This window comes from Caulobacter sp. GW456-12-1-14-TSB4, assembly GCF_059424195.1.
In genome coordinates, this window is record NZ_JBWKZF010000008.1 from 174,110 (window position 1) to 195,920 (window position 21,811).

The 21,811-nt window shown below is 67.4% G+C and carries 15 protein-coding genes and 2 pseudogenes; 3 read left to right on the forward strand and 14 right to left on the reverse strand.

Annotated elements, in window-relative coordinates; translation table 11 throughout:
• Positions 1 to 89 precede the first annotated feature (89 nt).
• A complete protein-coding gene (gene lpdA, locus AC07YH_RS10250) occupies positions 90 to 1,490 on the reverse strand; it encodes a dihydrolipoyl dehydrogenase (protein ID WP_494746893.1) in 1,401 nt (466 codons plus the stop codon).
• A 275-nt stretch (positions 1,491 to 1,765) separates the two neighbouring features.
• On the opposite strand from lpdA, the gene AC07YH_RS10255 reads away from it, so the two are divergent.
• Together AC07YH_RS10255 and AC07YH_RS10260 are read left to right on the forward strand one after the other, a co-directional pair.
• Entirely contained in the window at positions 1,766 to 2,461 is a 696-nt protein-coding gene (locus AC07YH_RS10255; protein WP_494746894.1) for an AcvB/VirJ family lysyl-phosphatidylglycerol hydrolase, read from the forward strand.
• Between the two features lie 25 nt (positions 2,462 to 2,486).
• A pseudogene (locus tag AC07YH_RS10260) lies at positions 2,487 to 3,161 on the forward strand (AcvB/VirJ family lysyl-phosphatidylglycerol hydrolase).
• Here the strand turns inward: AC07YH_RS10260 and AC07YH_RS10265 are convergent.
• The 9 genes from AC07YH_RS10265 to AC07YH_RS10305 form a co-directional block, all read right to left on the reverse strand.
• Positions 3,158 to 3,565 (reverse strand): PIN domain-containing protein, encoded by a 408-nt coding sequence (locus tag AC07YH_RS10265; RefSeq protein WP_494746895.1) that lies wholly within the window; start codon positions 3,563 to 3,565, stop codon positions 3,158 to 3,160. The pseudogene AC07YH_RS10260 and the gene AC07YH_RS10265 overlap by 4 nt on opposite strands.
• Positions 3,565 to 3,840 (reverse strand): antitoxin, encoded by a 276-nt coding sequence (locus AC07YH_RS10270; protein ID WP_494746896.1) that lies wholly within the window; start codon positions 3,838 to 3,840, stop codon positions 3,565 to 3,567. Before AC07YH_RS10270 ends, AC07YH_RS10265 begins: the two co-directional genes overlap by 1 nt.
• 66 nt (positions 3,841 to 3,906) lie before the next feature.
• A complete protein-coding gene (locus AC07YH_RS10275) occupies positions 3,907 to 4,251 on the reverse strand; it encodes a DUF3088 family protein (RefSeq protein WP_494746897.1) in 345 nt (114 codons plus the stop codon).
• Positions 4,252 to 4,318: 67 nt separating this feature from the next.
• Positions 4,319 to 5,548, reverse strand: coding sequence for a 2-oxoglutarate dehydrogenase complex dihydrolipoyllysine-residue succinyltransferase (odhB, locus tag AC07YH_RS10280; RefSeq protein ID WP_494746898.1), 1,230 nt, complete (start codon positions 5,546 to 5,548; stop codon positions 4,319 to 4,321).
• Positions 5,549 to 5,607: 59 nt separating this feature from the next.
• On the reverse strand, positions 5,608 to 8,571 hold the full coding sequence (locus AC07YH_RS10285) for a 2-oxoglutarate dehydrogenase E1 component (RefSeq protein ID WP_494746899.1): 2,964 nt from the start codon (positions 8,569 to 8,571) through the stop codon (positions 5,608 to 5,610).
• Between the two features lie 177 nt (positions 8,572 to 8,748).
• Complete coding sequence (sucD, locus tag AC07YH_RS10290; protein WP_492815608.1) at positions 8,749 to 9,633, reverse strand: succinate--CoA ligase subunit alpha; 885 nt, start codon at positions 9,631 to 9,633, stop codon at positions 8,749 to 8,751.
• On the reverse strand, positions 9,633 to 10,832 hold the full coding sequence (gene sucC / locus AC07YH_RS10295; protein WP_494746900.1) for an ADP-forming succinate--CoA ligase subunit beta: 1,200 nt from the start codon (positions 10,830 to 10,832) through the stop codon (positions 9,633 to 9,635). Before sucC ends, sucD begins: the two co-directional genes overlap by 1 nt.
• A gap of 256 nt (positions 10,833 to 11,088) precedes the next feature.
• Positions 11,089 to 11,775 (reverse strand): hypothetical protein, encoded by a 687-nt coding sequence (locus AC07YH_RS10300; RefSeq protein ID WP_494746901.1) that lies wholly within the window; start codon positions 11,773 to 11,775, stop codon positions 11,089 to 11,091.
• Between the two features lie 62 nt (positions 11,776 to 11,837).
• Positions 11,838 to 13,448, reverse strand: coding sequence for an alpha/beta hydrolase (locus AC07YH_RS10305; protein ID WP_494746902.1), 1,611 nt, complete (start codon positions 13,446 to 13,448; stop codon positions 11,838 to 11,840).
• A gap of 52 nt (positions 13,449 to 13,500) precedes the next feature.
• On the opposite strand from AC07YH_RS10305, the pseudogene AC07YH_RS10310 reads away from it, so the two are divergent.
• A pseudogene (locus AC07YH_RS10310) lies at positions 13,501 to 13,618 on the forward strand (hypothetical protein); the annotation flags it as partial.
• 32 nt (positions 13,619 to 13,650) lie between these two features.
• On the opposite strand, the gene AC07YH_RS10315 reads toward AC07YH_RS10310, so the two are convergent.
• The 4 genes from AC07YH_RS10315 to AC07YH_RS10330 form a co-directional block, all read right to left on the reverse strand.
• Positions 13,651 to 17,016, reverse strand: a complete 3,366-nt coding sequence (locus AC07YH_RS10315) for a glycosyltransferase (protein ID WP_494746903.1) — start codon at positions 17,014 to 17,016, stop codon at positions 13,651 to 13,653.
• Positions 17,017 to 17,113: 97 nt separating this feature from the next.
• The gene (locus AC07YH_RS10320) at positions 17,114 to 18,439 is read right to left on the reverse strand and encodes a spinster family MFS transporter (protein WP_494746904.1); all 1,326 of its coding nucleotides are present in this window, start codon (positions 18,437 to 18,439) and stop codon (positions 17,114 to 17,116) included.
• An 87-nt stretch (positions 18,440 to 18,526) separates the two neighbouring features.
• On the reverse strand, positions 18,527 to 20,767 hold the full coding sequence (locus AC07YH_RS10325; protein WP_494746905.1) for a TonB-dependent receptor: 2,241 nt from the start codon (positions 20,765 to 20,767) through the stop codon (positions 18,527 to 18,529).
• 331 nt (positions 20,768 to 21,098) lie between these two features.
• On the reverse strand, positions 21,099 to 21,791 hold the full coding sequence (locus AC07YH_RS10330; protein WP_494746906.1) for a TetR/AcrR family transcriptional regulator: 693 nt from the start codon (positions 21,789 to 21,791) through the stop codon (positions 21,099 to 21,101).
• Positions 21,792 to 21,811: the final 20 nt, after the last annotated feature.

The following is a 21,811-nucleotide window of genomic DNA, read 5'->3' on the forward strand; positions in this document are numbered from 1 at the left end:
CCAAGGAACCCCGCCACTCTACGTCCGATTGACGAACGTGGGTATCAACTATCGTTAAGGCCGGTTACGCCGGCCTTAAGCCTGCCCAGTTACGCCTGCATCGTCCAGCCTTCGACGCCCATCGCCGCCTGGCGGAAGGCTTCCGAACGCGTGGGGTGCGGGTGGCAGGTGCGGGCCACGTCTTCCGAGGCGCCGCCGAACTCCATGGCCACGCAGATCTCGGCGATCATGTCGCCGACGTTCGGGCCGACGGCGTGGGCGCCCAGGATGCGGTCGGTCTTGGCGTCGGCCAGCACCTTCACGAAGCCGTCGGTCTCGTGGTTGATCTTGGCGCGGCTGTTGGCCAGGAACGGGAACTTGCCGACCTTGTAGGCGACGCCCGCGGCCTTCAGCTCGTCCTCGGTCTTACCGACCGTGGCGACTTCCGGCTTGGTGTAGATGACGCCCGGGATGATGTCGTAGTTCATGTGGCCGGCCTTGCCCGCGATCAGCTCGATGCAGGCCACGGCCTCGTCCTCGGCCTTGTGGGCCAGCATCGGACCCGAGGTCACGTCGCCGATCACCCAGACGCCGTCCACGCCGGTCTTGTAGTGGTCGTTGGCGATCATGCCGCGCTTGTCCGGCGTGATGCCGACCGTTTCCAGGCCCAGGCCTTGGGTGAACGGACGGCGGCCGATGGCGACCAGCACGTAGTCGGCCTCGATCGTCGTGGCCTCGCCGCCGGCGACCGGCTCGTGGGTCAGCTTCACGCTCTTGGCCGAGGCCACGGCGCCGGTGACCTTGGCGCCCAGCGAGAACTTGAAGCCCTGCTTGGTCAGGATCTTCTGGAAGGCGGTGGCGACCTCGGTGTCGGTGCCGGGGACGATGCGGTCCAGATATTCGACGACGGTGACTTCCGCGCCCAGGCGCTTCCACACCGAACCCAGCTCCAGGCCGATGACGCCGGCGCCGACCACGATCAGGCTCTTGGGCACTTCCGGCAGCGACAGGGCGCCGGTCGAGTCGACGATGCGCTTGTTGTCGATCGTTACGCCCGGCAGCGGGGTCGGCTCCGAGCCGGTGGCGATGACGATGTTCTTGGTCTCGAGCACGGTTTCGCTGCCGTCCTCGGCCTTCACGACCACCTTGCCGGGTCCGTCGATGCGGCCCCAGCCCTTCACGTAGTCGACCTTGTTCTTCTTCATCAGGAACTCGACGCCCTTGGTCAGGGCTTCGACGCTCTCGGCCTTCTGGGCCATCATCTGCACGAGGTTCAGCTTCGGTTTTACTTCGATGCCCAGCTTGGCGAACTCGCCACCGCTGGCGGCTTCGTACATTTCCGAGGCGTGCAGCAGGGCCTTCGACGGCATGCAGCCGACGTTCAGGCAGGTGCCGCCCAGCTTGCCGCGACCTTCGACGATCGCGGTCTTCAGGCCCAGCTGGCCGGCGCGGGTCGCCGCGTTGTAGCCACCGGGACCACCACCGATGATGACGACGTCGTACTGAGCCATGGGTCTTTCGCCTTCAGGACGCGCCGATAGCGGCGCCGGACAAAATATAAGGCCTCGCCGGCCATATTGTCAGACCTCTGGAGGCGGGTGTTCCTTAGAGGTAAGCGGCCCAAAACGGAACCCGCTTTCGACGCGCGCGGCCTTGAAAATCAAGGGAAATGGCCGGTTTGTCCAAACGGGCCGCCCCATGGCCGCGTCGCCCTGCCGCAGGCTTTGCCACAAGCTTGACATCAGACCGCCTGGAGAGCGTCACCGCTTGGTGGCGTCTTACCAGCATGACCTTGCGCGCCCGCCTCCTCGCCGCCTTCGCCGCCGTCGCCTTGAGCGGCGCCGCCGCCCTGCCCGCCGCTGCTCTCCCAGGCTTTGCCGGCGACCAGATCCCGGTGGCCAGCAGCAAGGCCGGCGACACCCTGGCGGTGTTCTATTCGGGCGACGGCGGCTGGGCCGCGCTGGACCAGAACGTCACCCAGTACCTGGCCGACAACGGCGTGCCGACGGTGGGCTTCAACTCGCTGAGCTACTTCACGACCAAGCGCTCGCCCGCCGGCGCGGCCGCCGACCTGGCCCAGGCCCTGCGCCAGTACGAGCGCCAGTGGGGCCGCTCGAAGGTGACACTGATCGGCTATTCGTTCGGGGCCGACGCCCTGCCGGCGATCATCCCGCAACTGCCGGCCGACCTGCGCGGCCACATCGGCCGCCTGGTGCTGATCGGCACGGGCCCGAACGGCGACCTGCAGTTCCATCCGACCAGCTGGCTGAACATCGCCACGCCGGACTCCTATCCGGTGCGCCCAGCGATCGCCGCCCTGGCGGGGATGAAGATCACCTGTGTCTACGGCGACAAGGAGAAGGCTGACATCTGCGCCAGCCTGCCCGACGCCCAAGTCGAGAAGGTCCGCCTGGCCGGCGACCACCACTTCAACCGCGACTACGCCACGCTCGGCGCGGCGGTGCTGAAGGCCAGCCGCTAGGGCCCGTTCCCAACGCTTTGAGACCATGACCACCCGCGTTCCTTTCTCCGCCGCCCTCTTCGCCCTCGCCCTGACCGTCGCCGCGCCCGCCTCGGCCAAGACGGTGGTTGTCACCCCGAGCGACCGGGCCAGCGACAGCCTGGCGGTGTTCTACTCGGGCGACGGCGGCTGGGGCCCCTTGGACCAGAAGGTCGCCAAGCGCCTGGCCGCCGACGGCGTGCCGACCGTCGGCATCAACTCCCTCGCCTATTTCAGCGCCAGGCGCTCGCCCCAGGCCGTGGCCGACGACCTCGCCGCCGACCTGCGCGACTATGGCCGCCAATAGGGCCGCTCGAAGGTGGTGCTGATCGGCTATTCGTTCGGCGCGGCCGCCCTGCCGGCCATCATCCCGCGCCTGCCCGAAGACCTGCGCGCGCAGATCGGCCACGTGGTGCTGATCGGGACCGTGCCCCACGGCGACCTGCGGTTCCACCCGGCCAGCTGGCTGAACCGAGCCAGCCACGATTCCTTCCCGGTCGTCCCCGCCATCGCCGCGCTGAACGGTCCGAAGATCACCTGCGTCTACGGCGACAAGGAACGACACGACGTCTGCCCCGACCTGCCCTCCACAGAGGTCGCCAAGGTCCGCCTGCCCGGCGGCCACCACTTCAACGGCGACTACGCGGCCCTGGGTGAAGCGGTGGCGAGGGCTAGTCGCTAGGCGGACCAGTCTTCGAGTTGGAGACCCGGCACACGAGAGAACTCCCGGGTGTTGGACGTCACCAGCGTCCATCCTCTCGCCAAAACCTGACCAGCGATGAAGGAATCGGCCACCCCAATGACCTCGCCACGCCGCCGAAGGATCGCGCGCACCTCGGCTGCGACCCGAGCGTCATCGGTCGTCCAGTCTTCCAATCGAAACAGCGCGGCGAGCGCGAGCAGCCTTTCGCGCTGATAGTCGGGTCGGGCGCTAACCTCGACCCCGAGCATCAACTCATGGAACACAACAGCTCCCAGGTGAAGGGTCGTGTCACCACCGGCAAGCGCCTGTAGCCGCCCACGCAATCCCGCCTGGCGCTCCCTGAGAATATCGACCAGGACGCAGGTGTCGAAAGCCAGGGCCATCAGTCGAGGTCGATGATGTCGCGTTCGAAAGACGGCTGAGGCTCGCGCTCGGGGAATGGCTCATCGGTCATCGCGTCGATACGGTCCCAGAACGCCTTCCATTGCTCAGGTGTCTGGGGGCGCGTCGGGATTGGCTCCAGAATGACCTTGTCGCCTTCGCGGCGGACCGTCACTTCCGATCCTTCAAGCCGGAAAGCCTTGGGCAGGCGCACGGCCTGGCTACCGCCATGCATGAAGAGTTTGGCCCGAGTGGGCGTGATGTCGAGCTTTCCCATGGAGATGCCTCGTATCTATGAATTATAGATACATCATTTCCAGCCGAACCTCAACGTGGCCAACCGCTAGAGCGGCGCGGGCAGTCCGTACTTCGCCGCCAGCCAGCGCGTGATCGGGCGGGCGTCGCTCAGGAACGACAGGCCGTTAGCGGACTGGATTTCGCCGTGCGGGCCGGCGTCGGGCGCGGCCTGCGCCAGGATCAGGGTCGGGGCGTTCTGGTGCTCTTCGCCCAGGCGCTCGACCAGGGCCGGGCGCGGCTTGGGGTAGTCGACGCGGACGATGTCGAGCACGTCGCGCAGTTGCGGATAGGCGGCGAGGTAGCCTTCCATCATCGCGCAGTCGGGGCAGAAGCGTTGCTGGCCTTCTTTATCGAAGCCCATCGCCAGCAGGTAGAGGGTGTCCTTGGCCATCACCGGCTCCAGAAGCGAAGAAGCCCGCCGGTGAGGGCGGGCTTCTCGTTGGTTCTTAAAGGGTCTCTTAGAGGTCCAGCAGCAGGCGCTGCGGGTCTTCCAGGGCTTCCTTGACCTTGACCAGGAAGGTCACGGCGCCGGCGCCGTCGACGACGCGGTGGTCGTAGGACAGGGCCAGGTACATCATCGGGCGGATCTCGATCTTGCCGTTGACGACCATGGCGCGTTCCTTGATCGCGTGCATGCCCAGGATGCCCGACTGCGGCGCGTTCAGGATCGGGGTCGACATCAGCGAGCCGTAGATGCCGCCGTTGGTGATCGTGAAGGTGCCGCCCTGCATGTCTTCGATCGACAGCTGGCCGTCGCGGGCCTTCTTGCCCAGGGCGCCGATGGCCTTTTCGATCTCGGCCAGGTTCAGCGTGTCGGCGTCACGGACGACCGGAACCACCAGGCCCTTGTCGGTGCCGACGGCGACGCCGACGTCGTAGTGGTTCTTGTAGACGATGTCGGTGCCGTCGATCTCGGCGTTGACGTCCGGGATCGCCTTCAGCGCGGCCACGACGGCCTTGGTGAAGAACGACATGAAGCCCAGCTTCACGCCGTGGCGCTTCTCGAACACGTCCTTGTACTGGGCGCGCAGGGCCATGACCGCCGTCATGTCGACCTCGTTGAAGGTCGTCAGCATGGCGGCCGTGTTCTGGGCTTCCTTCAGGCGACGGGCGATCGTCTGACGCAGGCGCGTCATCTTCACGCGCTCTTCGCGCTCGTGGATCGGACGCGGCGCGGCCGGGGCGGCGGCCGGAGCCGGGGCGGCCGAGCGGGCTTCCAGGGCGGCCAGAGCGTCGCCCTTGGTCACGCGACCGTCCTTGCCGGTGCCCGCGACCTTCGACAGGTCGAGGTTGTTCTCGGCGGCGACGCGGGCCGGAGCCGGGCTGACCGGCGCGGCGGTCGGGGCGGCGGCGGCGACCGGAGCCGGCGCGGCAGCGGCCGGAGCCGGGGTCGGCGCGGGCGCGGGAGCAGCGGCCTTCGGCGCGGCGGCGGCCGGAGCGGCCGACGCGGTCGCGCCTTCGGTCACGACGCCCAGGATCGTGCCCGGAACGACGGTCGCGCCTTCTTCGGCGCCGATGGCCGACAGCACGCCGTCAGCGGGCGAGGCCACTTCCAGCGAAACCTTGTCGGTTTCCAGCTCGACGAGGATCTCGTCCTTCTTCACGGCCTCCCCGACCTTCTTGGTCCAACGGGCGACCGTCGCTTCGGTGACGGATTCGCCGAGGGCGGGGGTGTTGATGTCGGCCATGGGGCTTTCCAGGTCTCTCTTGTTTGGTCCGGCGGATGTCTAGAACGAGGGCGCGACGCTTACGCGAAGGCCTCGTTGAGGAAGGTCTCGAGCTCTTTCAGGTGGCGGCTCATCAGGCCCGCGGCGGTGGACGCCGAGGCCGGACGACCCACATAGCGGGCGCGCTTGGCCTTGATGTCCAGCTTGTCGAGCGTCAGCTCCAGCCACGGATCGACGAAGGTCCAGCCGCCCATGTTCTTGGGCTCTTCCTGGCACCAGACCAGGTCGGCATTCTTGAACCGTCCAAGCACGCCCATCAGCGACTTCAGCGGCCACGGATAGAACTGCTCCAGGCGCAGTAGATAGACGTCGTCGCGGCCGTTCTTGGCGCGCTGGTCGACCAGGTCGAAGTAGACCTTGCCCGAGCAGATGATGACGCGCTTGATTTGATCGTCGCTCTTCAGCGTGATCCCGCCCACGTCGCAACCGGCTTCGGCGCCGTCCACCATCACGCGGTGGAAGGTCGAGCCTTCGGCGAAGTCGTCCAGGTTCGAGACGGCGCGCTTGTGGCGCAGCAGGCTCTTGGGGGCCATCACGACCAGCGGCTTGCGGAACTCGCGGTGCATCTGGCGACGCAGGGCGTGGAAGTAGTTGGCCGGCGTCGTGCAGTTGACGATCTGCATGTTGTCTTCGGCGCACGACTGCAGGAAGCGCTCCAGGCGCGCCGAGCTGTGCTCGGGGCCCTGGCCTTCGTAGCCGTGCGGCAGCAGCATGACGAGGCCGCTCATCCGCAGCCACTTGCGCTCGCCCGAGCTGATGAACTGGTCGATGACCACCTGGGCGCCGTTCACGAAGTCGCCGAACTGGCCTTCCCACAGGGTCAGGGTGTTCGGGTCGGCCAGCGAGAAGCCGTATTCGAAGCCCAGCACCGCCTCTTCCGAGAGGGCCGAGTCGATCACTTCATAGTGGGCCTGGCCGGCGCGGATGTTGTTCAGCGGCGTGTAGTGCTCTTCGGTCGTCTGGTCGATGACGTCCGAGTGGCGCTGGGTGAACGTGCCGCGCACCGAGTCCTGGCCCGACAGGCGGACCGGGAAGCCCTCGTCGAGCAGGGTGGCGAAGGCCAGGTGCTCGCCCAGGCCCCAATCGATGCCCTCGCCCTTCTCGACCGCGTCGCGGCGGTTGTCGATGGCGCGCTTGACGGTCTTGTGGGCGTTGATGCGGTCCGGAACCGTGGTGATCTGACGGCCGATTTCCAGCAGGCGGGTCTTGGGGAAGGCGGTCTTGCCGCGACGCTCTTCGTCGCCCGGCAGGGCCAGGCCCTTCCACTTGCCGTCCAGCCAGTCGGCCTTGTTGGCCTTGTAGCTCTTGCCGGCGTCGAACTCGACGTCGAGGAACTTCTCGAACTCGCCGACCCAGGCGTCGGATTCTTCCTGGGTGATCAGGCCTTCGCCGATCAGGCGGTTGGCGTAGAGCTCGCGGGTCGGCAGGTGGCCCTTGATCTTGGCGTACATGATCGGCGACGTCATGGTCGGATCATCGCCTTCGTTGTGACCGAAGCGGCGATAGCAGACCATGTCGATGACCACGTCCTTGCCGAACTTCTGGCGGTACTCGGTCGCGACCTTGGCGGCGAAGACGACGGCTTCCGGGTCGTCGCCGTTCACGTGGAAGATCGGGGCTTCGACCATCAGCGCCATGTCGCTGGGATACGGCGAGCTGCGCGAGTAGCGCGGGCTGGTCGTGAAGCCGATCTGGTTGTTGACGATGAAGTGGATGGTGCCGCCGGTGCGGTAGCCCTTCAGGCCCGACAGGGTGAAGCACTCGGCCACCACGCCCTGGCCGGCGAAGGCCGCGTCGCCGTGCAGCAGCAGCGGCAGCACGTGGCCACGGCCGGCGTCCGGCTGTTCGCGCAGGGTGAAGGCCTGCTTGGCGCGGGCCTTGCCGATCACGACAGGGTTGACGATTTCCAGGTGCGACGGGTTGGCCGTCAGCGACAGGTGGACCTTGTTGTCGTCGAACTCACGGTCCGACGAGGCGCCCATGTGGTACTTCACGTCGCCCGAACCCTCGACGTCCGAGGGGACCGACGAGCCGCCTTGGAACTCGTGGAAGATGACGTGGTAGGGCTTGCCCATCACGGCGGCCAGCACGTTCAGGCGGCCACGGTGCGGCATGCCCAGGACGATGTCCTTCACGCCCAGCGCGCCGCCGCGCTTGATGATCTGCTCCATGGCCGGGACCATGGATTCGCCGCCGTCCAGGCCGAAGCGCTTGGTGCCGGGGAAGCGCTTGTGCAGGAACTTCTCGAAGCCTTCGGTCTCGATCAGCTTCTTCAGGATGGCGACCTTGCCCTCCTTGGAGAAGGTGATCTCCTTGTCGCGCCCCTCGATACGCTCCTGCAGCCAGGCCTTCTCGGTCGGATCCGAGATGTGCATGTACTGCACGCCGACATTGCCGGCGTAGGTGCGGCGCAGGATCGACAGGATCTCGCGGATCGTCGAGGTCTCCATGCCCAGCACGAAGTCGAGGAAGATCGGGCGATCGTAGTCAGCTTCCGAGAAGCCGTAGGTGGCCGGGTCCAGTTCCGGAGCGGCCTTCGGCGGCTCCAGGCCCAGCGGGTCAAGGTTGGCGGCCAGGTGACCGCGCATCCGGTAGGCCCGGATCATCATGATGGCGCGCAGGCTGTCCAGCGTGGCGGCGCGGACGGCTTCGGCGGAAGCGCCGGCGGCCTTGCCCTCGACGGCCTTGGCGATCTTGGCTTCGACGGCGGGGGCGACGCTGGCCCACTGGCCGTCCAGGGCCGACAGCCAGTCGGGACGGACCGACGGCACCTTCTTCGGCGTCCAGGCCGGGTCCTGCGCGGCGCGCTTAACCTGGTCGGCCTGCTCGGCGAGGCTGGCGAAGAAGGCGTTCCACGAGGGTTCGACCGATCCCGGGTTCTCCGCCCACTGGGCGTAGAGGTCTTCCACGAAGGCCGCATTGGCCCCGTAGAGGAAGCTGGTCTCGGTCAAGACCTGGTTGATGATGCCTGCGTCGTCCGCCATCGTTCTGTGCCTTCGGATCCGGTGCTCTACGGGAGCGCTACCGCACTGCCCGTAAATATAGTCTCTCAATCACCCGAGCGCCCGTCCGCTTGGCGGGGCCCAGGTGATTTTTTCGGATCGTCGACTGGCGGTCGCAAAAAACCTGGGCCCCGCGCGGGGCGGGGTTTCGGTGTCTAGTTAGCCCTTCAGGACTTCCAGCAGGGTCTCGCCCAGCTTGGCCGGCGACGGCGAGACGCGGATGCCCGCCTCTTCCATCGCCGCGATCTTGTCCTCGGCGCCGCCCTTGCCGCCCGAAACGATGGCGCCGGCGTGGCCCATGTGACGACCGGGAGGAGCCGTGCGGCCGGCGATGAAGCCGACCATGGGCTTCTTGCGACCGCGCTTGGCTTCGTCCTTCAGGAACTGGGCCGCTTCTTCTTCGGCCGAGCCGCCGATTTCACCGATCATGACGATCGACTTGGTGGCTTCGTCGGCCAGGAAGAGTTCGAGCACGTCGATGAACTCGGTGCCCTTGACCGGGTCGCCGCCGATGCCGACGGCCGTCGTCTGGCCGAGGCCAGCATTGGTCGTCTGGAACACGGCTTCATAGGTCAGGGTGCCCGAACGCGACACGACGCCGACCGAGCCTTCCGAGAAGATGCCGCCCGGCATGATGCCGATCTTGCACTGGTTGGGCGTCAGGACGCCCGGGCAGTTCGGGCCGATCAGGCGCGACTTGCTGCCGGCCAGGGCCTTCTTCACCTTGACCATGTCCAGCACCGGGATGCCTTCGGTGATGCAGATGATCAGCGGGATTTCCGCGTCGATGGCTTCCAGGATCGAGTCGGCCGCGAAGGGCGGCGGGACGTAGATCACCGAGGCGTCGGCGCCGGTGCGGTCCTTGGCTTCGGCGACGGTGTTGAACACCGGCAGGCCGATGTGGGTCTGGCCGCCCTTACCGGGCGTGACGCCGCCGACCATCTTGGTGCCGTAGGCGATGGCCTGTTCGGAGTGGAAGGTGCCTTGAGCGCCGGTGATGCCCTGGCAGATGACCTTGGTGTGCGAACCGATCAGAACCGACATTAACGGGCGCCCTTCACAGCGGCGACGATCTTCTCGGCGCCGTCAGACAGATCGTTGGCGGCGATGACGTTCAGGCCGCTTTCCGAGATGATTTTCTTGCCGAGTTCGACGTTGGTGCCTTCCAGACGGACGACCAGCGGAACCTGGAGACCGACTTCCTTCACGGCGGCGATGACGCCTTCCGCGATGATGTCGCAGCGCATGATGCCGCCGAAGATGTTGACCAGGATGCCCTTCACGGCCGGATCGGCGGTGATGATCTTGAAGGCCGCGGTGACCTTCTCCTTCGAAGCGCCGCCGCCGACATCCAGGAAGTTGGCCGGCTCGGCGCCGTACAGCTTGATGATGTCCATGGTGGCCATGGCCAGGCCCGCGCCGTTGACCATGCAGCCGATTTCGCCGTCGAGGGCGATATAGGCCAGGTCGTACTTCGAGGCTTCGATTTCCTTGGGGTCTTCTTCGCTCTCGTCGCGCAGCGCCTTGATGTCCGGGTGACGGAACAGGCTGTTGCCGTCGAACGACAGCTTGGCGTCGAGGACCTTCAGGTGATCGTCAGCGGTGACGATCAGCGGGTTGATCTCCAGCATGGCCATGTCCTTGGCCATGAACGCCGTATACAGCTGGTTCAGCAGCGCGGCGGCTTCCTTGGCCAGACCGCCGGTCAGGCCCAGGGCGTTGGCCAGGGCGCGCGCGTGGGTCGGCCACACGCCGGTCGCCGGGTCGATGGTGAAGGTGTGGATCTTCTCGGGCGTCGAGTGGGCGACGTCTTCGATGTCCATGCCGCCTTCGGTCGAAGCGACCACCGAGACCTTGCTCGAGGCGCGGTCAACGAGAAGCGACAGGTAGAATTCCTTGGCGATCGCCGCGCCTTCTTCGATGTAGAGGCGGTTGACCTGCTTGCCCTTGGGGCCCGTCTGGTGGGTCACCAGCACGCGGCCGAGCATTTCCTCGGCGTTGGTGCGGACTTCCTCGACCGACTTGACGACGCGGACGCCGCCCTTGGCGTCGGGGCCGAGGCCCTCGAACTTGCCCTTGCCACGGCCACCGGCGTGGATCTGGCTCTTCACGACGAAGACGGGCGTGCCGAGCTTTTCGGCGGCTTCCGCGGCTTCGGCGGGCGTGAAGGCGGCGAAGCCGCGCGGCACAGGAGCGCCGAACTCGGCGAGTACGGCTTTGGCTTGATGTTCGTGGATGTTCATGAGGGCCCGGTCTCGACGACGGCTTTCTGAAATGTGGCCGGGTTATAGGAGCGCTGTTTCGCAGGCGCAACCGCGCGAAGACGATAAGGTGAAGGCTTGCGCCGATATCTTGTCCAACAAGACACCCGGACCGGGCATCTGCACGCTCCGGGCACGGGAAGCCCTTGACCCGACGGAACTGTTACCGGTCACAGCTTTTGGAGCGTGAACAGCTGTCTACCGGTGTCAAAAATCGCCTGTGCCGTTGACGCGAAGGTCAACGCTGGCGGCCAGGGTCCTTGAAGAAGATCAGGATCAGCGACAGCACCGCGACCGCGTCCCGGTCCTTGGCGCCCTTGGGCGGCAGGTAGGCGGTGGGCTGCATGCCGCCGATATCCACGGCCCCGACATCGACCCCGTCGCGGCTGAAGACGTAGCCGATGGGCGTGCCGCCGCCGATCGGCATGCCGCCGACCTGCTCGGTGCGGGCCCGCACGTTAAGTCCGCCGAAGCGCAGCTCGGCCGCGCGCTGCGGCTGCTGCAGGTTCTTCAACAGGCCGCCGCCCTTGGCGCTGGCCAGGGCGAACGCAGCGTCCGAGCCCGCGCCGGGGCCCGACAGCGTGCAGAGGAACTGCAGCTTGTCGCGGTCGAAGGTGATCCAACCCAGGCCCAGGCGGCTCTGGCCGCCGCCGCAGGCCACCTCGACAGGGCCGAGGCCCGGGCCGTTGATCGTCATCTCGACGCTGGCCTTGTTGCCTTGGAAGACGCCGGTGACCGAAGAGCTGCTGCTCTTGACCGTGGCGTTGCCGTCGTACTCGCCCAGCTGGAAGCCGGGACGGAACAGGCTGGGCCCCTTCTTGCCCGACAGCTTGACCTTCTCGGTCCCGGCCGGCGGCGCGGCCTGTGCCGGAGCGGTCGCGATCAAAGCGACGGCAAGCGAAACGGCGATGGCGATGGTCTTCATGGCAAGCTCCCCCGAGCGTCGGCTAGGCGACGCGGCGGAGCTTGCCACAGATCGACGTTATCTCAACCTCTCGGTGCGGTCGGGATCGGCGCGGGCGGCTTGGAGCCTGGTCGAGCCACCGCGTACATCTCCCAGGCGATCGTCTTCATCAGCGCCTGGCGATCGTCGCCCACCGCGTAGAGATCGCCGTGGGTCTTGTCCTTCAGGTAGCGGAAGTCGGTCTTGGCCCCGAGACCCTGCATCACCGCCTCCAGCTTGTGGGCGGCGCCGTCCAGATAGAAGGTGTCGGCCGTGCCGACGATCAGGCGGACCTTGCCGTCCAGGTCCGGCTTCAGCGCCGGCCAGTTGGCCTTCAGACGGGCGGCGATGTCGTAGTGCTGGCTCCAGTAGGCGACGACGGCGGGATCGACCGCGCCGGTCGCCCGGTCGAACATCGGCACGGGCCGGCCGGCGGGACCGCGCGGCGAGAACACCCAGTCGAACGAGCCGAACTGGCCGCCGTACTCACCCAGCACCTCTTCCAGCGCGACCATGTCCTTCAAGCTGGCCAGCACCTTGCCCTTGTCGCGGGCGATCGGGCGCAGGGAGCCGTCGGACTTGTAATAGACGTTGGCGTTGGGCGCGTAGAGATCGACGCCCGTGAAGTCGTGGAAGTCGCTGGGATCGGGCGAGGTCGACCACGTGCCGCCGAACACCTTCGGATAGCGGGTCTGCAGCCACAGGGTCGCCCAGCCGCCGGACGAGTGGCCATTGAGGAAGCGACCGCCGACCTTGGCGTCCATGCGCCAGGACTTCTCCAGGCTCGGGATCAGCTCCTCGGTCAGGGCCTTGCCCCACGGACCGTTGTTGAGGCTGTCGGCGAACTCGTGGGTGCCGGTGGCGCTGCTCTCGTCGAGATAGACCCAGATCATCGGCGGGGCCTCGCCCTTGGCCATCAGGTCGTACATCCGGGTGGCCTGGTTCACAAGGTACTCGTTCGAGCCGCCAAAGCCGTGGGTGTAGTAGGCGGTCGGATAACGGTCCTTGCCCTTCTCGTAGCCGGGCGGGGTCAGGACCCAGCCCTTCATGGTGATCGAGCGGCCGAAGAAGGCGCTCAGCGCGGGGCTGACGAAGTTCACCGGCGCGATATGCGGCTTGGCCGCCGCCAGGCGATCGACGGCCGCCTTGGGCGCGTCGGCCGGCAGGTTGAACGGGTCGTAGGCTGCCTCGACCTTGTCGAGGACCAGCTTGGTCCCGGCCGCCAACGGCAGGGTCACGGTGGTGACCGGGCTGACCAGGTCGCCGCCGCCCCGGCCGTTGTAGTTGTAGCTGTGGTTCTGATCGAGCACGGCCTGGACCGCGTACTGGCCCGGCGGCAGCTGCGAGAACAGCTTGGGCGCGGCGATGCCGTCCAGGTCGATGTCGATGGTCGCGCCGGCCTTGATCGTGCCAACCTCGCGCGCCGCGACCTGGCCCTCACCCGAGAACGGGTCGGCCTCGACGCTCTCGATCACGCCGCCCTTGGCGGCGGCCTTGGCCGCGTCCAGCGGCTGGGCGAAGACCAGCAGGCGGCCCGAGACGCCGCCCGCGATCTGCGGCCCGACCTGGACCTGCAGGATCGGATGGCCGTCAGCCGCCCAGGCTTGAGTCCCGCCTACCGCCAGCAGCATCGCCGCCGTAATCATCGCCCGCATGGTCGCTCCCCCGTAAAACAGGGCGGGAGATTGGCTACGACCGCATCGGCTGGCAAGCGCCCCCTCCGTCTCGCTGCGTATCCGCAGCGATCCACCTCCCCCGCAAGCGGGGCAGGAGGGAGTGTCTTCTCCTCACCCGTGAAACGGGGGAGGTGGCGCGGCGCCGATAGGCGACGTGACGGAGGGGGCGCTCAGCCGAAACTCAGCTACTCTTGCCCACGGACGCCGACCCGCGCCGCTCCAGCCTGCCCCAGCCGACCCGGCCGCCGCGGATGGCGGTGACCACCGACTTGACCACGACGTAGTACATCAGCTGGCGATAGCCGAACCGCTGCACGGGCAGGAACGGCAGGTCGGCCCACGGCGCGCGCTTCTCCAGGGCCATGCCCAGGGCGCCGGCCGACAGGTCCACGGCGATGAACACCGCCCAATAGACCAGGCCCAGCAGCATGTCGTCGGGACGCCACTCCACCGGGTGGGCCACCGCGCCATAGAGGCCGGCGATCAGGCTCCAGACCACAGCCAGGTCGACCAGCGGCGCGGCCACGGCCAGGATGATCTGGAACAGCCAGATCTGCGGCAGGGCCACGAAGCCCAGCACCGGGGTCTTGGCGCTGAACATCGCCTTGCGGTGCTTCCACACGCATTGCAGCGTGCCGAACGACCAGCGGAAGCGCTGCTTCAAGAGGCCGCCGACCGTGTCGGGCGCCTCGGTATAGGCGCGGGCCTCGGGGTCGAAGGCCACCTTCCAGCCGGCGCGCTGGCAGGCGATGGTCAGATCCTGGTCCTCGGCCAGGGTGTCGGCCGGATAGCCGCCCAGGGCGTCCAGCACGCTCTTGCGCCAGGCCCCGACGGCGCCCGGCACCACGGTCACCGCGCCCAGGGCCGAGAGCGCCCGGCGCTCCAGGTTCTGGGCGGTGACATATTCCAGGGCCTGCCAGCGGGTGACGATATTGACCCGGTTGCCGACGATGGCGTTGCCGGCCACGGCGCCGACGTCCTCGTCCTGGAACCAGCGGGCCAGGCGGCCGATGGTCTCGGGCGGGAACAGGGTGTCGGCGTCCAGGGCCACGACATAGTCGCCCTTGGCCACGGCCAGACCCCGATTGACCGCCCGCGCCTTGCCGCCGTTCTCGAAGCTCAGCAGCGTCACGCGCGGATCATCGGCGAAGTGGTCGCGGACCTCCTGGGCCGTTCGGTCCTTGGAGCCGTCGTCCAGGACCAGCACCTCGAGGTTCTTCCAGTCGCTCTCCAGGATACGCGCCACCGAGGCGGCGATCACCTTCTCCTCGTTGAAGCAGGGGATCAGCACGGAGACCAGCGGACCGTTCTCGCTGTCCAGATCGGCCGGCTCCTCATGCGTCCAGAAGCGATGGACCAAAGCGAGGCTGGCCAGGAACACCAGCCGCGCGACGCCGAGGAAGATCGCCGTGATGAACAGCGCCACCATGCCCGTCTGGGCCCAGCGGAAGAAGTCGAAGCCCAGGCGGTCCAGGAACAGGTCGGCGGCCGTGCGCGAGGTCGGCGGCATCACCTGCTGCGGGGTCATGCCGGCCAGCTCGCCGATGGTCACCAGGCGATAGCCGCGGGCGCGGATCTGGTCGATCAGCTGCGGCAGGGCCGCCACGGTGCGGCTGCGGTCGCCGCCGGCGTCGTGCAGCAGCACCACCTGGCCGGGACGGTTGCCAGGGTTGTCCAGGCGATCCAGCGTGCGGTCGATGATCTGCTGCGGGGTCGGCTTCTGCCAGTCGTCCGGGTCGATACGCAGGCCCACGGTCATGTAGCCCAGGGTCTGGGCGATCACGAGCGGGGCCACCTCGTGCGGGGTCGAGGGCTCGGCGTCGCCGAAGAACGGCGGCCGGAACAGGCGCATCGAACGGCCGGTGATCACCTCGAACAGACGCTGGGTGGCGTTCAGCTCGACCTGCACCTGCGGCAGCGGCGTCTCGCCGATATTGGGGTGGGTCCAGCTGTGGCCGCCGACATTGTGGCCCTCGTCCACCTCGCGCTGCACCAGGTCGGGGCGGCGCTGCATGTTCTGGCCGATCACGAAGAAGGTCGCGGGCGCGTTCTTCTTCTTGAGGATGTCGAGGATCTTCGGCGTCCAGCGGCCGTCGGGGCCGTCGTCGAAGGTCAGGGCCACCAGGCCCTTCTTCTGGCCATAGCGCTCGATCACATAGTTGCTGGGGATGACGTCGTAGCTCTCGCCCGAGACGAGGCCCGTGTCGGGATCGAACTCCAGCGAGCGCTTGCCCGGCGTCGGCAGCTGGGCCACGCGCAGCACCTCGCCGCCGCCGTCGAAGTCGACGCCCTGGCCGTTGGCCAGGCTGGTCAGGCCCGCGGCCGAGGCCTGGCCATAGGGCTTGCCCAGCAGCGACCAGACGCCCGGATCCTCCATGCCCATCCGCCACAGGCCATAGCCGCGCGGCTTCCACGGATCGGAGACCTTGATCTGGTTGAACAGGGTGACCGCGTCCAGGAACCAGACGACGTGGTTGTCGCCATTGTCGTCAGTGTACTGATAGGTCGGGTTCAGGGCGTTGTCGTCCATGCGGATCGTCGCCCCGGCGTCCTGGGCGTTGCGCATGGCCTCGTGGAAGGTGGCCGGCGCGCCGGACGACCGCGAACCGTCCTTGTTCAGCGTCCAGTCGTAGCCGTAGGCGCCGAGCGCCAGCACGGTGTGGTTGGGGTCCAGCTGCTTGGCGAAGCGCTTTTCCAGCTCGCTCTCGTACCAGTCCTGGCCGGTGTTGGGGCCGGGGTCGCCCAGGGCGTAGTGCTCGTCATAGGCCATCAGCACCAGGGTGTCGGAAGCCTGCTCCAGGCGCTTGAGCGGCCAGCCTTCCTCGTCGAACGGGGCGGTGACCCAGACCTCGCGGCCAGTGCCGGTCAGGGCGGCGCGGGCCTCGTTCAGGAACAGCGGATAGGCGTTGAGGCCCTTGGCCGACAGGTTCTCGAAGTCGAAGACATAGCCGCCATAGCCGCGCTGGTCGGCCAGGGTCTTGAGGTTGTTGATCAGCTTGGCGCGGGCGGCGGGATCGGTCAGCAGCGCATCCGCCAGCGGGCCGTTGAAGGCGGCGTTGGCCGAGTTGTGGACCAGCGGCAGCACGGCCGGCTTGTTGGGGGCGTTGGCGATGCGCGCCGCGCCTTCCGGATCGTCGACCAGGCTGATGTCGCCCTTGGCGCCGTTGATCGCCACCCACTGGGGCGAGACCACGTCCAGCTTGTCGATGTTGCGGCGCAGGCTCTCGCGGCTGTCCTCGTCCCAGGCGACGTAGAAGCCGACGGACAGCGGATGGGCGGCGGCGTCGTTGGGCGCGGCCTTGGGACGCGGCACCCGGCGCCAGGATTTGACGACCTTGGTCTTGCGCGGCGTGTCCTGGTGCAGCGACGTCAGGATGTGCGGATCCTTCAGCGGCGCGTCGGGCAGGCGCGGGGCGAAGGCCAGGGTGGCGACGAAGCCGGCCACGATCGCCGCGACCAGGGAAATGACGATGCCGAGGACCAGCTTGGCCCGGCGCTCGCGCTTGCCGGTGGGGTCGTGAAAGATGTGGCGGTCTTCGGGTGTCATTCGGGCGCTCTGGTTTGGCCGCCCTTTGATACCCGAAATTGACCGAACCGTGGCGCTATACCTGAGTGTGGTCGGGGGTGCGGCGAGTCGCCGCGCCCTACTCCACCCAATCCTTGTCCAGACGGCGCGAAGCCAGGAAGAACAGCAGGGCCGCCAGCAGGTAGAAGCCCATGCCGGTATAGATCGCCCAGCGCAGGGATTCCGCCCCGAAGGTCGGCTTCAGGAAGTCGGCCATGGCCCCGAAATAATAGACCCCGACGGCGATGCCGAGGAGGTTGTTGATCAGCAGGAACAGGGCCGAGGCCGTGGTCCGCATCGGCGCGGGGGCCAGGTGCTGGACGGCCGCCGTGATCGGTCCCAGCCACGCCAGGTTCAGGCCCGTCGGGACCAGGAAGATCACGAAGGCCAGGGCCAGGGAGGCCGTCCCACCCAGCCCACCGACCAGCGATCCGCTGTTCATGGCCAGCAGGAAGCATGGCACCGAGATCAGGAAGGCCACGGCTGGGGTCAGCGGGTAGCCGGCCTTGGACTTGGCGCCCAGGCGATCGGCCATGACGCCGCCCATCCAGATGCCGACCACGCCGCCCAGGAAGGCGATGCCCGAATAGTACCAGGCGGTCTGGGACAGGGTCAGGCCCAGGCTGCGCATGAAGAACGACGGCAGCCAGGCCGCGACGCCATAGCCACAGACCGACGACGACGCCGCGCCCAGGGCCAGCAGCCAGAAGCTGGGCTTGCGCCCCAGCAGGCCGGCGACCTCGCGCAGCGGCGCGGCGGGGGCCGGGACGACCGGCGGCGCTTCCGGCGCACGGTCGGCGCCGCCACGCGGCGGGTCACGGACGACCAGGCGGAAGATCGGAGCCAGAACCACGCCCAGCGCGCCGACGACGATGAAGGCGGTGCGCCAGCCGTAGTGCACGGCCAGCAGGCCGCCCACCAGCGTGCCGGCCGCCGTGCCCAGCGGGATGCCGAAGGCGTAGGCGGCGAGCGCCCGGGCCCGCTGGTGCTTGGGGAAATAGTCCGAGATCAGCGAATAGGCCGGGGCCACGCCGCCCGCCTCGCCGATGCCCACACCCATCCGGGCCAGGAAGAGGTGGCCGAAGCTGCCGACCACGCCGCACAGGGCGGTGAAGCCGCTCCACAGGGTCAGGGCCGCGGTCATGATCCAGACGCGGCTGAAGCGATCCGCCAGCCAGGCGATCGGGATGGCCAGGGTCGTATAGAGCAGGGCGAAGGCCAGGCCGCCCATCAGGCCGAACTGGGCGTCGGTCAGGCCGAACTCGTCCTTGATCGGCTTGGCCAGGATGCCGAGGATCTGCCGGTCCAGGAAGTTGAAGGTGTAGGCGAGGATCAGCATCGCCAGGACCACGTAGCGATAGCCCGACCCTTGGGTCTTCGTCGCCGTCTGTTGCTGCTCGCTCATCGCCGCCCCCCCGTTACGCTACCGCTTACATAAAGAAAGGGCGGGACTTGTTGCAGCAAGTCCCGCCCCAGCGTTTCGCCTAGATAATTAGAACGCCACCTCGATCGAGCCGGCGAAGGTGCGCGGCGGACCGTAGAAGCCGATCACCGAGTTGTTGTAGGTGGCCCCCGCGAAGTTGTAGCCGCCGGTGCGGTACTTCTCGTTGGTCAGGTTCTTGCCCGTGAAGGCCAGCTTGTACTTGCCGCCCGGGGCGGTCCAGATCGCCGTCAGGTCGATCAGGGTGAAGGCCTTCTGGTCCAGGGCCGGCAGCGGTTGTTCGAACTGCTGGTACTTGTCGCGGTAGCTGACCATCGGGGTGATAGCGATGTCGCCGCCCGCCAGGTCCGTGCGCCAGGTCAGGCTGGCGTTGGCCGTGATCTTCGGCGTGTTCTGGAAGCCGTAGAGGTCGGCGACGTTGATCACCTGGCCGGTGGCCAGGGTCGTCGACGGGTTCAGCGGGTTGGGCGCGCCGGCCGGCACGAAGCGGCTGAAGGTGTCGTACTTGGCGTGGATGTAGCCCAGCGCGACATTGCCCGAGAGGTGCTGGCTGAACTTCGTCGAGGCTTCGAACTCGGCGCCGTACAGGGTCGAGGCGCCGGCGTTGTCGACCGAGCTGGCGATGCCCGAGGGCACCACGACCTGGGTCGTGACCTGCTGGTTCGTGTACTTCGACAGGAAGATCGCCGACGAGAACGACACGCGGCGGTCCAGGGCGTAGCCCTTCAGGCCGGCCTCATAGGTCTTCACGACTTCCGGCAGGTAGCCCTGCGTCGTCTGCGGGGTGATGAACGCGTCGCCGCGCATGTCCCAGCCGCCCGACTTGTAGCCCTTCGAGAACGAGGCGTAGGTGTTCAGGTCGTCGGAGAGCTCGTACGAGACCGAGATGCGCGGCGTGAACTGCTCGAAGGTCCGCTCGGCGTTGTAGTTGGTGCGCACCTGCAGGATCGGACGGTTGGCGCCGCCCTGATACGGCGACGGCGTGGCGCCCAGGTAGAAGAAGCGGAACACGTTGGCGCGCTTGTGGTCGCGGGTGGCGCGGGCGCCCAGCGAGACCTTCAGGCGGTCGGTCAGGTTGGCGCTGAAGTCGAAGAACGCCGCGAAGCTCTGGGTGTTGACCTTGCCGCCGTCGGCGATCGAGACGCCCAGGTTGCCGGCGATGGTGTCGAACTCGCCCGAGGCCTGGCTGTTCATGTAGTACAGGCCGAAGACGCCCTGGACGTTCTCGTCCGAATAGACCGCCTGCAGCTCCTGCGAGAACGAGCGGTCGTCATAGGTGGCCGGCACGTCCAGGGTCGGCAGCGGGGTGCCGTCGAAGTCGATCAGGGTCTGGGTGTGGCCCTTGCGGTTGGCGGTGATCGACTTGAACGTCAGGTTCTGGGTCGCATCCCACTGGCCGGTCAGCGACAGGCCCTCGGTCGTGACGTGGTTCTTGTCGCCGAGGCCCGCCTGCGTGTCATAGACGCCGAGGATCGGGTAGTTGCCGGTCGTCGGCAGGGTCTCGCGGTGGCCGTGGCGCGGGTTCGAATCGTCGGTGACCTTGTCATAGGCCAGGCGGAAGAACAGGTCGTCGGTGGGCTTGTACTCGGCGCTCAGGCGATAGGCCTGGACGTCCTTGTCGTAGTGCTCGGCGCCCGTGGTCAGATTCTTTCCGTAGCCGTCGCGCTTGTAGAGCGCATAGGCGCCGCCCACCGACAGGCCGCCGCCGACCGGCGTCTGGCCCGAGACCATCACGTCGGTCTGGTTGTAGCTGCCATAGGTGGCGCGGACCTTGGCCCCGGCTTCGTCGCCCAGCTTCTTGGTCACGTACTTGATGGCGCCGCCGATGGTGTTGCGGCCGTACAGCGTGCCCTGCGGGCCGCGCAGCACTTCGATGCGCTCGATGTCGAAGATGTCGAGCACCGCGCCCTGCGGACGGTAGATGTAGACGTCGTCGACATAGAGGCCGACGCCGGGCTCGTAGCCCCACAGCGGATCCTGCTGGCCCACGCCGCGGATGTAGCTGATCAGGGTCGAGTTCGAGCCACGGGCGGTCTGCACCGTGATGTTCGGGGTCGTCTGGGACAGGACGGTGATGTCCGTGCCGCCCGAGCGCTCCAACTTCTCGGCCGAGAAGGCCGAGACGGCCACCGGCACGTCCTTGAGGTTTTCCTCGCGGCGACGGGCGGTGACGACCACCTCGTCGACCGAGACCGTATTGTTCGCCGCCGGAGCCTCTTGCGCCGACGCTACGCCCGCGATCGTGCTCCACGCCGCGCCAGCCAGCAGCGCGGCCTTCCACATCGAAGTCATGGGATTCCCCTTCCCTTTGCGTTCCGCCCTTCCCGAGCCGGATCCGTCTGAAGCGGAGGCGTGCGCGGGACGTTCGCCATTTCATCGAACAGCGAATTGCAAGCACCATCACCTGAACCGGCGACGAGCGCCAGAACTTTTTCATCAAGTGATGAAAAAGAGCGGTGGGCGGATGGTCTGGGGTCGGAGAGCGCCCCCTCCGTCACGATGCGTATCCGCATCGCGCCACCTCCCCCGCTTCGCAGGGGAGGAGAAGACACACCCTCCTCACCCGTAAAACGGGGGAGGTGGATCGGCGCCGATAGGCGACGAGACGGAGGGGGCGCTACGCCTAGCGCTTAGCCTTGGCGATCACCGCCTCGAAGCCCGCCGCGCAGTACGAGAACAATCGCTGGCGGACCGCTTCCAGGTCGGACGAGTGGCACTCGCCTTCGGACAGGCTGTCGATCCGTCCGGTCTCGGACAGCGACAGCATCATCGATCCGGTCAGGAACTGGTAGCACCAGTAGAGGTCGCGATACTCGGCCTGGGGACGGACGGTCTTCAGGGTCTCGACCAGCTGGTGGACCACGGGATCGAAGAACCGGGCCATGGTCTCGCCGCCCCAGGCCGGCGTGTTGTTCACCTGGGCGACCAGGGCGAAATAGCTCTTCCAGCCCGGCCCGCCGTCCTGCGAGATGCGCAGCAGCGGGTCGATGAAGGCCTCGATCACGCCCTCGACGGTCATGGTCGCCGCATCGTGGGCCGCCACATAGGCGTTCATCGACGCCTCGCGCGCCAGGTTCAGGATCTCGGCCCGGCGCACGAACACGGCGTCGAACAGCTCGCGCTTGGCCCCGAAATAGTAGTGGATCAGCGCCGTATCGACGCCGGCCTCGGCCGCCACCTGGCGCGTCGTCACCCCATGGAAGCCGTGACGGGCGAACAGCCCCTCGGCGGCGTCGAGGATGGTTTCCTTCAGGTCCAGGCCCTTGGCCTTGGACGGTCGGCCCCGGCCGACGGCGCGGGGCTTGGCTGCGGTCATGGAGTGGGAGGTCCGCCGTG

Bases quoted from the DNA above. Each gene is read 5' to 3' on its own strand.
- AC07YH_RS10325 (WP_494746905.1), bottom strand. From the start codon at position 20,767: ATGACTTCGATGTGGAAGGCCGCGCTGCTGGCTGGCGCGGCGTGGAGC.
- AC07YH_RS10275 (WP_494746897.1), bottom strand. From the start codon at position 4,251: ATGGCCAAGGACACCCTCTACCTGCTGGCGATGGGCTTCGATAAAGAA.
- AC07YH_RS10285 (WP_494746899.1), bottom strand. From the start codon at position 8,571: ATGGCGGACGACGCAGGCATCATCAACCAGGTCTTGACCGAGACCAGC.
- AC07YH_RS10265 (WP_494746895.1), bottom strand. From the start codon at position 3,565: ATGGCCCTGGCTTTCGACACCTGCGTCCTGGTCGATATTCTCAGGGAG.
- lpdA (WP_494746893.1), bottom strand. From the start codon at position 1,490: ATGGCTCAGTACGACGTCGTCATCATCGGTGGTGGTCCCGGTGGCTAC.
- sucD (WP_492815608.1), bottom strand. From the start codon at position 9,633: ATGTCGGTTCTGATCGGTTCGCACACCAAGGTCATCTGCCAGGGCATC.
- AC07YH_RS10300 (WP_494746901.1), bottom strand. From the start codon at position 11,775: ATGAAGACCATCGCCATCGCCGTTTCGCTTGCCGTCGCTTTGATCGCG.
- sucC (WP_494746900.1), bottom strand. From the start codon at position 10,832: ATGAACATCCACGAACATCAAGCCAAAGCCGTACTCGCCGAGTTCGGC.
- AC07YH_RS10270 (WP_494746896.1), bottom strand. From the start codon at position 3,840: ATGGGAAAGCTCGACATCACGCCCACTCGGGCCAAACTCTTCATGCAT.
- AC07YH_RS10330 (WP_494746906.1), bottom strand. From the start codon at position 21,791: ATGACCGCAGCCAAGCCCCGCGCCGTCGGCCGGGGCCGACCGTCCAAG.
- AC07YH_RS10315 (WP_494746903.1), bottom strand. From the start codon at position 17,016: ATGACACCCGAAGACCGCCACATCTTTCACGACCCCACCGGCAAGCGC.
- AC07YH_RS10255 (WP_494746894.1), top strand. From the start codon at position 1,766: ATGACCTTGCGCGCCCGCCTCCTCGCCGCCTTCGCCGCCGTCGCCTTG.
- odhB (WP_494746898.1), bottom strand. From the start codon at position 5,548: ATGGCCGACATCAACACCCCCGCCCTCGGCGAATCCGTCACCGAAGCG.
- AC07YH_RS10305 (WP_494746902.1), bottom strand. From the start codon at position 13,448: ATGCGGGCGATGATTACGGCGGCGATGCTGCTGGCGGTAGGCGGGACT.
- AC07YH_RS10320 (WP_494746904.1), bottom strand. From the start codon at position 18,439: ATGAGCGAGCAGCAACAGACGGCGACGAAGACCCAAGGGTCGGGCTAT.